The 13,143-nt window shown below is 40.6% G+C and carries 10 protein-coding genes and 2 pseudogenes; 6 read left to right on the top strand and 6 right to left on the bottom strand.

All coding sequences use genetic code 11. The features are described 5' to 3' along the window. The first annotated feature begins 367 nt into the window (after window positions 1-367). Window positions 368-934 (top strand): hypothetical protein, encoded by a 567-nt coding sequence (locus tag KHB02_RS03380; RefSeq protein ID WP_213145982.1) that lies wholly within the window; start codon window positions 368-370, stop codon window positions 932-934. A gap of 410 nt (window positions 935-1,344) precedes the next feature. Here KHB02_RS03380 and KHB02_RS03385 read toward each other — a convergent pair whose 3' ends face one another. Continuing rightward, on the bottom strand, window positions 1,345-1,524 hold the full coding sequence (locus KHB02_RS03385; protein ID WP_213146075.1) for a small, acid-soluble spore protein, H family: 180 nt from the start codon (window positions 1,522-1,524) through the stop codon (window positions 1,345-1,347). Window positions 1,525-1,697: 173 nt separating this feature from the next. Here KHB02_RS03385 and KHB02_RS03390 point away from each other — a divergent pair, with 173 nt between their 5' ends. Next, window positions 1,698-3,242, top strand: coding sequence for an ATP-binding protein (locus KHB02_RS03390; protein ID WP_213145983.1), 1,545 nt, complete (start codon window positions 1,698-1,700; stop codon window positions 3,240-3,242). A gap of 110 nt (window positions 3,243-3,352) precedes the next feature. Here KHB02_RS03390 and KHB02_RS03395 read toward each other — a convergent pair whose 3' ends face one another. Beyond that, window positions 3,353-4,117, bottom strand: coding sequence for a DUF3891 family protein (locus tag KHB02_RS03395; RefSeq protein WP_213145984.1), 765 nt, complete (start codon window positions 4,115-4,117; stop codon window positions 3,353-3,355). A 125-nt stretch (window positions 4,118-4,242) separates the two neighbouring features. Here KHB02_RS03395 and KHB02_RS03400 point away from each other — a divergent pair, with 125 nt between their 5' ends. After that, window positions 4,243-4,953, top strand: a complete 711-nt coding sequence (locus KHB02_RS03400) for a hypothetical protein (RefSeq protein WP_213145985.1) — start codon at window positions 4,243-4,245, stop codon at window positions 4,951-4,953. Window positions 4,954-4,984: 31 nt separating this feature from the next. On the opposite strand, the gene KHB02_RS03405 is transcribed toward KHB02_RS03400, so the two are convergent. From KHB02_RS03405 to KHB02_RS03415, 3 genes and pseudogenes are all read right to left on the bottom strand, one after another. Next, window positions 4,985-5,788 (bottom strand): metallophosphoesterase, encoded by an 804-nt coding sequence (locus tag KHB02_RS03405; protein WP_213145986.1) that lies wholly within the window; start codon window positions 5,786-5,788, stop codon window positions 4,985-4,987. A gap of 190 nt (window positions 5,789-5,978) precedes the next feature. Further along, a pseudogene (locus KHB02_RS03410) lies at window positions 5,979-6,719 on the bottom strand (alpha/beta hydrolase); the annotation flags it as partial. Window positions 6,720-6,893: 174 nt separating this feature from the next. Beyond that, complete coding sequence (locus KHB02_RS03415) at window positions 6,894-7,199, bottom strand: DUF4257 domain-containing protein (RefSeq protein WP_213145988.1); 306 nt, start codon at window positions 7,197-7,199, stop codon at window positions 6,894-6,896. Window positions 7,200-7,447: 248 nt separating this feature from the next. Here KHB02_RS03415 and KHB02_RS03420 point away from each other — a divergent pair, with 248 nt between their 5' ends. Continuing rightward, window positions 7,448-9,151 carry an NAD-dependent malic enzyme gene (locus KHB02_RS03420; protein ID WP_213145989.1) on the top strand — a complete coding sequence of 568 codons (1,704 nt, stop codon included), beginning with the start codon at window positions 7,448-7,450 and terminating at the stop codon, window positions 9,149-9,151. Between the two features lie 163 nt (window positions 9,152-9,314). Here KHB02_RS03420 and KHB02_RS03425 read toward each other — a convergent pair whose 3' ends face one another. Continuing rightward, window positions 9,315-10,094 (bottom strand): alpha/beta fold hydrolase, encoded by a 780-nt coding sequence (locus KHB02_RS03425; RefSeq protein ID WP_213145990.1) that lies wholly within the window; start codon window positions 10,092-10,094, stop codon window positions 9,315-9,317. A gap of 340 nt (window positions 10,095-10,434) precedes the next feature. Here KHB02_RS03425 and KHB02_RS29985 point away from each other — a divergent pair. Together KHB02_RS29985 and KHB02_RS29990 are read left to right on the top strand one after the other, a co-directional pair. Further along, window positions 10,435-11,070: pseudogene (locus tag KHB02_RS29985) on the top strand (flavin-containing monooxygenase); the annotation flags it as partial. Window positions 11,071-12,162: 1,092 nt separating this feature from the next. Beyond that, the gene (locus KHB02_RS29990) at window positions 12,163-13,038 is read left to right on the top strand and encodes an alpha/beta hydrolase (protein ID WP_213146076.1); all 876 of its coding nucleotides are present in this window, start codon (window positions 12,163-12,165) and stop codon (window positions 13,036-13,038) included. Window positions 13,039-13,143: the final 105 nt, after the last annotated feature.

The raw sequence follows: 13,143 nt of genomic DNA on the forward strand, positions 1-13,143 counted from the left end.
TTTTCACCATTGCTCCATAGCAATAACGGTCCTATGAACCTCTTATAAGACCATTTTCACCATTACTCATAACAATAACGGTCTTATAAACCTTTTATAAAACCATTTTTGCCATTGCTACCCTACAATTTCGATTTATGAATCTTTTATAAGACTGTTTTTACCATACACAAAGGCGATTTTGTCTATGATAAACAGAAATAAGTTATATTTCTCAGTGGTCTCGGACGGTTCTCATGCATCATTTTAAGGTCCTTTAGGGAGTCTGCCTAATATTAGACCGACATGTTGCTGCATGTACGGTCTTTTGGTTTGTATGGTAAAATATTGAAGGATGGAAGTAGTCGGGTTATTCGGAGGGGATACTGTGTATTTTTCAAATGAAGAGTTAAAAAGAATCATTGAAACAAAGCCAGTAGGCGATTTCTATCCTTATAACCTCAAAGAATACGATGATGATGCTGCGGACGAATATATCTCAAAAGTTGTTGGATCGTTGGCAGCAATCAAAAATCTTGATTATAAAGCTGAATTTGAACACTATGGGAGCGGATATGCTTCCTATGTAGAGGTTTTTTGCTATAAAAAAGATGGAAGCTCTTCTGAAGAACGAAATGGTGTATTAGAGATTGATGGAATTAGAATTTATATATGCCGCCTTACTCCAGTTGCTGTAATTGGGAAGGGGAGAGTTACTAAACACGACAAAGGAGGAAGCAGTGATTTCCTGCCAAGTCAAAATGTCGATGTATTACCATCAGGAGACTGGGAAGAGATGGCAGCAGGAATCAGGGGTGTGTTAGCAAGGTACCATTTCAAGGATCTAGACAGTAATTATGTTAGCCAACCGCTGCCTTTTGAAGCGGATATCCCTACGCTCCTAGGCGATCCACCGTATAAGATTTTCGATGCCTTATTTTATTGGGAAGATTAATTTTTTGTATGTCATCTAGGTCCATTTTAACATCTATGGGGGTGTGAGTTATTCTCGTTATTGACTTTCTAATAGATATTGCAGGCGAAATTATTGAACATTTAATCCCCAATCCTACCGCTAAGTTTGAAAAGAACATCATCCGGTTAAAAGACGAGGCTTGGTTTTCAGAGCTAGAGAAAGATTATCGATTCCAATATATTATTTATAACAACCGAAAAGTAAAGCGCTTTTTAAGTAACGAAACAAATGTTAAAAAGATTACAAGTATGGATTCAGAACGGGAGCAATTCATTCTTCTTGTAAAAGAAGAGCATGAAAAATTCGTGGGCCTGCGAAAGTAGTTAAACCGTCCTCTAATAAAAAGGCTGTATCGCCATTACGATTCAGCCTTTTCCTTATCAGTCTTTTTATTTTTCCGCCAAACCATCAATTGAAACAAGCCGCTTTTCATCATGTGTCCCTCTTTGAGTGACTAACGCCATACTCGAAGTGTCTTCAATGCTTTCAATCCAAACTGGAATACCATGGTACTGAACTGCTATTTCATTTTCTGCTGCCAATATTTCCTTGACCCTATTTAGATCCATTTCCATCACCTCAATGTTATTTTTCCAAAAAGTCATAACATTATAAGAAAATAAACCAAACACAAATTAAAAAAGCAATGCCATCACCCGTCGAAATTTTTTCGAAAAAGAGGAATTTAGTAAAATCTTGTCTAATATTAGGTAATAAATACTATTTTTTTATGAGGGATAAGATGAGCAAACATTACGAGTATATTGGTTCAAAGATAAAGGAATTGAGTGTGGATATTTTTCAAAGAACCGATTCACCTATTGGAAAAGATGAATTCTTCAACCCTATATATGAGGAATTGGTATTTCCGAGGCATTCAGCAGAAGACTTATTCATTCATATAGGGGAGTTCTTAATTAGCCAGACAGAAGAACATAAAATGAACTTAGTTAAATTTGTGGAAGTCTTTGGTCTTCAATTAATAAAATCTAGAGCTTCTTTGGATCAATCGATCCATTTCTTGTACTTAACTCGTTGTTCAATTATCGATTTGCTAGAACAAGAATTACTTCAAGAGAGGATTCCGATAAAAAACTACTTTGAAGTGATGAAAATAATTGAATATTTATACCAGCTAATTTCCAAAACTCTTTTGAATATTTACTCTGAGGAGATGTCAGTCATTAAAATAGCCTTGGATGAGTCGAAAGAGGATTTAAAAATGACACTTCGAGAGCATGCAGATTTAGAGCGAGCCTTAAATGAAGCGACCATATTTGCTATATCCGACCAAGAAGATAATATCTTATACGCAAATGATAAATTTTGTAATTTATATCAATATACTAAAGAAGAATTAATAGGGAAAACACACGATATATTCTCTTCTAACTTTCATCCTCCAGATTTCTTCAATGAGATATGGGAGACCATTCAAAGCGGCAAGGTATGGAAGGGCGAAATTCTTAATCAAGCGAAGGATGGGACAAAATATTGGCTAGATACAACGATCATTCCGTTTGTTGATTCAAATGGAGAGCGTTATAAACATATCTCCATTCAATATGATATTACTGAAAAAAGGAATTCAGAAGAAACGCTACGCAATACCGAGAAACTTTCGATGATTGGAGAATTGGCTGCTGGCATAGCCCACGAAATTCGAAATCCGTTAACAACCATTAGGGGATTTGTACAACTAATGAATCAAAATGGAATAGAACCTTACTACTATACGGACACCATTATTGATGAAATTGATCGTATTAATTACATTGTTAGTGAATTGATGATTTTTGCTAAGCCACACCAGGTTCAATATAATGAATGTAATATTAATAGTATTTTAACCAGTGTGATTAAATTTCTTGAACCGGAGGCAAATCTTAAAAATGTGGAGATTGAATACGAACTTCCCACAGAGGATGTCATCATTTCTGGCGAAAGAAATCAATTAAAACAAGTGTTTTTAAATTTACTAAAGAATTCTATCGAGGCTATGCCTTCAGGAGGTAAGATATATATTTTGCTTGAAAGGTCAACGCAAAATATAGTAATCACCATAAAGGATGAAGGTATAGGAATGGAGACAGAACAGATTAAAAAACTCGGGGAGCCTTTTTTTACGACAAAGCAAGATGGGAATGGCTTAGGGCTAATGGTGAGCTATAAGATCATTCAAAACCATAAGGGATCCATTCATGTGAATAGTAACTTGAACCAAGGCACCACTTTTACTATTTCATTTGGAAGTCCTCAAAAAGACAAAATTGTTAAAGAAAGCTAAAATCTTTTTCTGAAAAAAGGTTGCTTTCCTCACCATCCGGATGAAACATGGGGACGGTTCTTTTGCCTCACATTCTAGCGCAAATGAGGCATGAGAACCGTCCCTATGCATCAGAACGTAACTTTTCTAATGGTTTCTGGTGTATCAGCATAGGCTTTCAACAAACCCTTTATCATTATTTCTTCTTTGTTAACTTCTTTAAAAGGTAAATAAACCTGTAATTGCTTGGAGAGGGGAGAATGTGAAAGTTCAACTGTTTCCAGATCAGTCCAATGTGCGTGGATGGGCTGGTTATTTGCGAATGGAAACGCTTCCGGAAATCCGTTTCGGAAAAAGGGGTGCTCATCTGCTTTTTCTACCCCAGGTTCGTTCAGGCAGATATAGAGGGAGAGGTTATCACAAAACTTAAGAATCTTGAGGTGATACATGAACAGGTTTTCCATGTCTATATTTCCCTTGATTCCCAAATTATCAAATAGGTAGTGGAGCCTCTTTCGTTCATCGGCAACAAATTCCTTAGCAAGTGGATCTACCTCGTTCTGCAGAAATGAAACAAAATGCAAACTACAAAGAAGACTGGCATACTTGCTCATACATTCTACTTCATCAATTCCTTTTTTATAAATAGCAGTCTTTAACTTCATGGGGTGATCGATAAATGAGTATGGTTTGTCTTTTTCGTTATTCCATAAAGGCCATTCATCAGCTTCAATCCAGCCACGATCGTGTTCACTAATTGCTAGAACCACTTCATCTTTCAATTCCATTCCGTAAAAATAATCATTTTTCCAGGACTGTACAAATATGCCTGATATCCTGGCATGGTCATCCTGTTTTATCATAATAAAGCTGTCTTCCCGCTCAAAAATAATCATTTTCCCTCACTCCTTTCTAGAAATGCTCTTTCTTAATAAATATTTATGGGATTAGGAGAAATGCATAATTTTGTAAACGATTCGGCTATATGTTTTTATTTATTTACATGCAATAGGGGGAAGTCATGATGCCAAACTTATCAGAGTTTCGACCAAGCACAGCTGGATTTAAATTCGGAAACAGCTTTCCACATGTTCCATTAAAGAAATTTGATATCATGGGTCGGCAGATTACAATAGGTAATGCATCTTACGGCCTTTGCGGCGGAATGGTTTTTGCAGTCATGGACTACTTTGAAGCAAACATGCCACTCCCGTCAAATCAGGCAGCCCCTTCCGCTGGTCCGTTATTTGACTTTATCGTTAACCGGCAAATTAATAGTTTAAATTTGCCCTTAGGTTTTATTAAATATTTGTATTTGATGAATCCTGTACTACCGGACGATGAAACAATGGCTAGTAAAATAGGGGCTGCACCGCACGGAAGGTCCTGGAGAATGATAATAAATGAATGGCCACGAATTAAAAATGATCTTGATCATGGAAAGCTATCGCCGCTTGGTTTAGTAAGAGTAAAATCCCTCAATCCTTTTCAGTTTGGAAAAAATCATCAAGTTCTTGCATACGGATATCACTTGAATAAGAACGATCTGTCCATTAATATATATGATCCTAATTACCCAAACGATGATCATGTCACGATCTCCTTAAATATTGAAAATCCCGCGTCCGCAACAACCGTTGTGCATTCAAAGTCCTCAGGGCCTATTTATAGTTTTTTTAGGACAGATTACAAATTTAAAAGGCCGGTGGATAAGGGCCGAATCGATAATTAATATAAGCCGTTTTTTCTACCTAAAGGGGACATCAAATCTCAATAACTTTAATCGCAGAAAAAATCTCTTCTTCCGCTGTTTGGTGATGCCATTCATGTGGATAGTATCCTAATGGGTTGCAGATGATTTCGATTCCGTTATAGTGCTCATGGTATCTGGTATGGATATGACCGAAAATATACTTTTTTACGCCATATTTCAATGCCAATTCACCAAAACGTTCGCTGCCCATCATGGCATTGAAAAAATCCCAAGATGGATCGCCCTTTAATTGTAAATATTTTTTAAAGGGAACGACATGTGTAACCATGATGATATTTTTACCGTGATACTCCTTTAACCAGTTCTCGAGCTTTTCAACGTAACGGTCCGTTTCTTCGCCATCCGAACCCGGCCAATGGGCATATTGCTTATCCGGCCATGTAAAGTCGTTGAACGTGCCGATCCTAAATTGTTCTTCCGTGTAACCTTCGATTTGAAAACTATAATCATACCAACCGCCATCACCAATTACGACCCAGTCCTCATTTAATTCAACCGGGCCATTTCCAAGATTCCCGGGGAACTGAAGCAATTTTTCATTAGCGACCTTAGAATCTTCATAATAGACATCATGGTTGCCGTGCACAAATAGGATCTTTGTCTTGGCAAAATCATTTTGTAGCTTATTCAAAAGAGCAAGGCTTTTATCCGGACCCGCTGTCATATCACCGCTGATCATAAACACATCGGGCCGATTGGTTTCCATCCATTTATTTAACACCGCCATAATTTCATTCTGAGTCCGTTTTCGATTCAAGCCTTCATGAATATCTGACAAAATTGCGATTTTCATCTACAGTCCTCCCTGCAAAAATAGTCCTTCCTACAATTTCTTTAAACCCAATCCATTTTCCTTTATTAAAGCAAAAAAGTGCCGGGCACCACCCATTTTAGAGTAGTGCCCGGCACCTTTTAAAAATTACCACCATATCTGCGGTGCTTTTAGTTTCCTGAAGAGGGGGTATTGTTTGTTCAACATTTTCCCAATTTAGTTGGTCCAAAAATTGAAAAACATCTTCCTCCACACGATTTCGTTCGTCCTCGAGGGTAATAATATGACCTGAGTTCTCGTACCACTTGATTTCTTTATTGGCAGTTTTAATTCCGTTATATATGATTTGCGGGCTTTCCATATCAATAACATCATCAAGTCGTCCTTGAACGATGCAGGTTGGAACTGTTATTTTATGTAACTGAGTGGAAACATCCGACACTAGCCTCTTTAAACCTTCGACCGCTGGCATACTGTTATCCTGAAATGCACTCAAATCACTTGTGATTTGTTCTTCCGTTTTTCCTTCTAACTCCTTGTACTGTTTGGCATAGGCCCGTACCATTTTTGGCAGCGTTTCTTTATTTTTAAATCCCATCGGTGCACACATTGGGACAACTCCTGCCAATGGAACCTCGGTTGCCAGCTTTAAGGAAAAAACTCCCCCAAGGGAGATTCCAATTACTGCGATTTTTTCGTAACCTTTTTTCTTTAATAGCTGGTAACCCTCCAATACACTTTTCCACCAATCTTCCGGAGTGGAGTTCATAAGCTCTTCGGGCGGGGCGCTGCCATGTCCTTTATATAGGGGTGCATGGGAGGAGTAGCCTTTTTCTTCTAAAAAACGGCCTAACATACGTACATCTGCTGTGTTGCCGGTAAAACCATGAAGAAGCAACACTGCGCGGTCGCCGCCTTCAAATGTAAAAGGTTCGGGTGCTTTTAATTGCATGTCCAAACTCCTTTAACTGAGATATTTTTTGGTTAGTTTTTGTCTCCCTTGAGCAATTCATTACAAAATTACTCATTTTAATTTTAGATAAAGCCAGTGTTTATAATGGATTGAATTACAAAAAACAGCATCAGTTAAGACTGATGCTGTGGGGTTGAAACTAATCTTTTTCGGTTATTGATTGTTGGACTTTGCTTTCTCCTCATTGTGCTGTCTGATAATTTTATAACTTGTAAGAGCTGCATCACCTGAAATTCCGGCAATTAGCGAGAAGAAGATATTTTCTATAAAGGAATTAGGAGCGGTATAAAAAACGAGAAGGAGCGCAGCAATGGCACCTAGAAGCATTTCCTCAAGAAACCCGAGATAAAGAAATTTTTTTGTTCGGCGCGGCATGACAATTTTGCCATGCTTCCGAACATGTCCAAGAATTCCGACTGTCCCACCAATTACTAAAGAGAAAATAATGTCATCCAACACTTGTTTCTCACTCTCCTTAAGCCTATTTTTTTTGACCTAAGGTAAATCTTGGTGTATTACCATTATACTAAACTTGGAAACACAATAAAATTGGGAAAAATTCCAAATTTTTGGTGAAATGAGGCATGGGGACGGTTCTTTTGCATCATTTTCAATCGTAAATGATGCACGAGAACCGTCCCCATGCATCAACTTATCGAAAAAGAACAAAGATAATTATTATGAGTAAAAAGAAAGGGGGAGAATTCATGAATGTTCCGGAAAATGTGATTATTACATCGCTTAGAGGTAAAGAAGTTCTTTCTAATCCTTTTTTGAATAAAGGAACGGCTTTTACGAAAGAAGAGAGGGAGGATCTTGGACTCGATGGTTTGCTGCCGCCTCGGGTGCTCACGCTTGAGGAACAGGTGAAAAAGGTCTATGAGCAATATTCGATGCGGACCACCAATTTGTTCAAAAACGGCGTGCTTTATGATTTGTATAACCGCAATGTTGTTTTGTTTTACCGTCTTTTGAAGGAGCATTTAGCAGAAATGCTTCCGATTATCTACACTCCGACTGTGGGTGAAGCGATAGAGACATACTCCCATACTTACCGTCGACCGGGTGGTTTGTATCTTTCGATTGATGACCCAGACGGCATTGAAACAGCCTTTCATAATCTCGATCTTCCTAGAAATGGGATTGATTTAATTGTAGTTACTGACTCGGAAAGCATTCTAGGGATAGGGGACCAAGGGGTAGGCGGCATTAATATCGCAATCGGTAAACTTGCGGTCTATACAGCAGCTGCTGGTATTGATCCAAGCCGCGTTCTGCCAGTTGTCCTAGATGTTGGTACAAACAACCAGACGTTGATTTCTGATCCAATCTATATCGGTAACAAATTTGCGCGTGTTAGAGGAAAACGTTATGAGGATTTCATTGATATATTCATCCAGACTGCCACAAAGTTTTTTCCTGAGGTGCTTCTTCACTGGGAGGATCTTGGAAATGTGAACGCACGCAACATCATGGCCAAATATGGTGACAAAATCCTTACCTTCAACGATGACATCCAGGGAACAGGTGCCGTTACCCTTGCTGCAATTATGTCTGCCTTGAAAGTTACCGGCACATCCCTGAAGGATCAGCGGATTGTAATCTTTGGACCAGGGTCGGCCGGCATTGGAAACGCTGATCAACTGGTAGATGCTATGATTCTTGAAGGATTAACGAGGGAAGAGGCCTATGATCGTTTCTGGGCAATTGATTACCGTGGGTTGTTGACTGACGAATCTGGGGACGTCTTGAATTTCCAGAAACCATATTTGCGGAAAGCGGAAGAAGTGAAGGACTGGGATCGGAATGAGGACGGCATCATTTCATTAATCGAAGTAGTCGGGAGGGTAAAACCAACCATCTTGATCGGTACTTCCGGACAAGCGGGCGCATTTACTGAAGAAATTGTAAAAGAAATGGCCAAACATGTTGAACGGCCGATTATCATCCCAATGTCCAACCCGACTGCACTGGCGGAAGCAGTCCCAGAAAACCTGATCAAATGGACTGATGGCAAGGCATTAATTGCAACTGGCAGCCCATTTGATCATGTAGAATACAATGGAGTTTCCTACGAAATCGGGCAGGCAAACAATGCATTTGTATTCCCAGGGCTTGGCCTTGGAGCTATTGTGTCAAAAGCTGAAATCATCTCAAAAGGAATGTTCGCAGCCGCAGCGAATGCCGTTGCCGAAATGACAGACACTAGTAAACCAGGTGCGTCGCTCCTGCCATCCGTTGAAAAACTGCACGAAGTATCAGAATACGTGGCCGTTGAAGTAGCCAAAGCGGCCATAAACGAAGGAATAGCGAGGGCAGACATTCAGAATGTGGAGCAAGCAGTTACCGAAGCCATGTGGGAACCTGAATATAAAGAAATAAAAAGCGTGGGAATTTGGACAAGTATTTAAAAGGGTGATGCATGGGGACGGTTCTCGTGCATCATTCTTGGTGCGATGCTTTTAAGTTAACCACTAAGATGAAATCAGACCGGACATTGTGGCTGCATGTTCGGTCTTTCAAATTTGATTTTGATTTTTTTCTATAGCAGATTGGCCACATCCATTTATTCCTTCAGGCAGAAACAGATGTTAAAAAGTGTAATACCACATGGTTGAATTCATCAGTTTTTTCAATTTTCCCCACATGGCCAGCTTTTTTGATCATATAAAACTTGGAGTTTGCTATTAATTTATGCATTCTTTTTTGATTGAAGGGGGGACAGATTCTATCATTCTGACAGGAAATGATTAAAGTGGGAACGTTCATTTTTTTCAATGTTTGCCGATAATCAATTTCCAAACATTCGCTTACTCCAGGAAGCAATCCGTCAAGATGTTCGGACCAGATAGGCATGACTTTTTGAACGTTCTCTTCGTTTTTATCATGCAAACATCTCGAAGTCGCTCCTGTGTGGAATTTTTCAATCGTCAAGTTACTTGTAAATTTTTTGTTTGTCCGCAGCAATAGTTTTTTTAACCACTTCGGCACATAAAAAAGAGTGTTTGCAAGGATGAGAGATTTTATTTTTTCCGGACGTATCTTATAAATTTCCTGAGCAACCATTCCGCCCATTGAAAAGCCAAGGATATGCGCTTCTTTCAAGCCTAATTGATCCAATAACTCAACAATGTCTCTGGCAAACGCGTTGATGGTTATTTCTTGACTTTCTGAACACCTGGTTTTTCCAAAGCCCCGTAAATCAGGGGTAATTAAATCGAAATGTTCTGCCAGCTCATGTTGAAATCTCCATCCTTCTTTTCGTTCCCCCAACCCATGAATGAGTACTAGCGGATCGCCGCTGCCTAATCGATCATAGTAGAGATTGACTCCGTTTACCGACGCGCAAAGCAAGGTAATCTCCTCCTATTAATGTATTATTCTATTTTTATAGAGAAAGAATCCTAATTAAATAGTGATAAATATGAATGTTGTTATAATTATAGCGTTTTTTTTACTGTCTTTAGGTTAAAATTTTAAAAATATTTAATTTATGGACCACCCCATGAACCTATCCCCAAAAAATTTATTCTGTTAAAAGGACTTTTAATCATCCAGAAAGAATATATTTGATAGCGCTTACAGATGGCGCGGGGACGTTCTGTTGCATCATGCCGTTTTATTCAGGTGGTCATGGGAAAATACATAGTAAAGCATGAGAATCGTCCCCATTTCCCAAAGGAGGAATTTGCAAATGGCATTGAATCAACAAAGTTGTCAGGTGTTTGATGCTGTGGTGGTTGGGGCTGGGTTTTCTGGGTTGTATATGCTTCATCGGCTGCGGGAGGCCGGGTATTCGGTTCGCGTTTATGAGGCAGCGGATGATGTTGGGGGCACCTGGTATTGGAATCGTTACCCGGGTGCGCGATGTGACATCGAAAGTATTTACTACAATTATACTTTTTCAAAGGAGATTTTGGACGAGTGGACGTGGTCATCCAGATATGCCGAGCAGCCGGAAATCTTAAGCTACATAAATTTTGTGGCAGATAAACTGGACCTAAGGCGCGACATTCAGTTCAACACAAGGATTACAGCCGCCCGCTACAATGAAGAATCGCGTAACTGGGAGATTCGCATGGAAGATGGCACTTTAGTCGCAGCTGAATACTTTATCACCGCATTAGGCTGTCTTTCTTCTTCTAACATCCCGAAAATTAAGGGTTTGGACAGCTTCAAAGGAGAGATGTACCACACGGGAAGATGGCCGCATAAGAAGGTGGACTTTAGCGGCAAGCGTGTCGGGGTGATCGGAACTGGTTCAAGTGGCATTCAAGCAATCCCGGTTATAGCAAAAGAGGCGGGACACCTCACTGTTTTTCAACGGACACCGCAGTATAGCTGTCCAGCGCAAAATCATCCACTTGAGGCAGAAGAAATCCGCAAGACTTGGGAAAATTATGATGAGACTAAACAGCAAATGCGATACTCGCAGCACGGTGTACCATATGGACCTCGGATGCGGTCTGCTCTCGAGGATAGCCCAGAAGAACGGGAACGTTTATATGAAAAAGCCTGGCAAGAGGGCGGACTATTTTCACTTACCTACAACTACAATGATATAGCCATGGTGCCAGAGTCGAATGAAACCGCCGCATCCTTTATCCGCTCCAAGATTAAGCAAATTGTTCATGACCCCGAAGTAGCACAAAAGTTAATGCCGACCTACTACTACGCTACTAAACGACCTATCATAGATACCAACTATTTTGAAACCTACAACCGAGAAAATGTCTCACTTGTCGATATTAAGACAGCGCCAATTATGGAAATTACACCTGATGGAATCAAGACGACAGACAACGAGTATGAACTAGATGTCCTTGTGTTTGCGACTGGTTTTGATGCCATGACAGGACCTTTATTTAAAATTGATATTCGTGGAAAAAACGATGTCTCGCTCAAGGATAAGTGGGCAGACGGCGCCGAGTTGAAGACCTATCTTGGACTAGCCACTTCCGGATTCCCGAACATGTTTATGCTGACAGGTCCGCAAAGCCCATCGGTACTAAGCAACATGATGGTTTCGATTGAGCAGCATGTGGATTGGGTTGCCGATTGCATTGATTATCTTCGTGAGCATCATTTGGAAGCATTTGAGGCCACTGAAGAGGCGGAAGCATTTTGGAGCCATCAATGCCGCGCTATTGCCGACATGTCTCTGCTAACTAAAACAGATTCCTGGTACATGGGTGCGAATATCGACGGTAAGCCGCGCGGATTCCTTGCCTTTGCCGGAGGAGTTGGGCTATATCGATTAATTTGTGATGATATTGCAGCAAGGGGCTATGAAGGGTTTGCCTCTCTGCTAGCACATGATAACCAAGATGATAGCAAAGTGAAGGAGGGATTTTTCGTGTCAAATATTGATCCTCAAGCATGGTTTATTTTAAAACAATTAGAGTCCGCCGGTGCTCCGCCTATGGAGCAGCTTACCCCTGAACTAGCCAGGATGGGTGATTTTAGTCTATTAGCGGGCGCGCCTGAAGAGGTAGCCAAAGTAGAAAACAGCACCATTCCGGTTCCGGGTGGAGAAATCCCTGTTCGTATTTACACGCCGGAGGGTGAAGGACCATTCCCAGCATTGGTTTACTACCATGGAGGGGGCTGGGTTATCGGCAACCTGGATACGGTTGACGTGCCTTGCCGTATGTTGGCAAACAGAGCAGGCTGCGTCGTCGTATCTGTCGATTACCGATTGGCCCCTGAGCACAAATTCCCGACTGCCGCTGAGGATTCGTATGCCGCAGCAAAGTGGTTATCGGAAAATGCTGCATCCATCCAAGTAGACCCTGAGCGTATTGCAGTAGGAGGTGATAGTGCTGGCGGAAACCTTGCAGCAGTTGTGGCCTTAATGGCTCGTGAACAGGGAGGCCCTTCGTTTGCCTATCAAATGCTCATTTATCCTGTCACAAATCACGCTTATGACACGGACTCATATAGTGATAATGCAGAAGGTTATTTCTTAACCAAGAATACGATGGTCTGGTTCTGGAATCATTATCTTCGAAATGACGAGGATGGCCAAAATCCGTATGCATCCCCATTATTGGCAGAGGATTTAAGCGGACTTCCGCCTGCGCTGGTGATTACGGCAGGCTTTGATCCGTTGCGCGATGAAGGGGAAGCATATGCGGAACGTCTGAAAGCAGCAGGCGTACCGGTGGAAGCGACACGCTATGACGGAATGATTCACGGTTTCTTCTGGATGCCGGGAGTGCTGACGGAAGCACATAACGCCATCAACCAGGCAGCCAATGCCTTGAAGGATGCATTTAATGCTATAAAAACTAGATAGATATATTGCAGATTTTTAGGAGGCTAAATCAAAACAGGAAGGACATATATTCATTTAAACCATTGTAAATTGACCTTAAAATAATCAAATGAAAACAGGGTGGTC

The organism is Neobacillus citreus, from assembly GCF_018343545.2.
Classification (GTDB): Bacteria; Bacillota; Bacilli; order Bacillales; family Cytobacillaceae; genus Neobacillus; species Neobacillus citreus.

What these genes read in the sequence shown, in the direction of transcription:
- KHB02_RS03385 (WP_213146075.1), bottom strand. Translation starts at nt 1,524, where the DNA reads ATGGATCTAAATAGGGTCAAGGAAATATTGGCAGCAGAAAATGAAATA.
- KHB02_RS03390 (WP_213145983.1), top strand. Translation starts at nt 1,698, where the DNA reads ATGAGCAAACATTACGAGTATATTGGTTCAAAGATAAAGGAATTGAGT.
- KHB02_RS03395 (WP_213145984.1), bottom strand. Translation starts at nt 4,117, where the DNA reads ATGATTATTTTTGAGCGGGAAGACAGCTTTATTATGATAAAACAGGAT.
- KHB02_RS03400 (WP_213145985.1), top strand. Translation starts at nt 4,243, where the DNA reads ATGATGCCAAACTTATCAGAGTTTCGACCAAGCACAGCTGGATTTAAA.
- KHB02_RS03405 (WP_213145986.1), bottom strand. Translation starts at nt 5,788, where the DNA reads ATGAAAATCGCAATTTTGTCAGATATTCATGAAGGCTTGAATCGAAAA.
- KHB02_RS03420 (WP_213145989.1), top strand. Translation starts at nt 7,448, where the DNA reads ATGAATGTTCCGGAAAATGTGATTATTACATCGCTTAGAGGTAAAGAA.
- KHB02_RS29990 (WP_213146076.1), top strand. Translation starts at nt 12,163, where the DNA reads ATGGAGCAGCTTACCCCTGAACTAGCCAGGATGGGTGATTTTAGTCTA.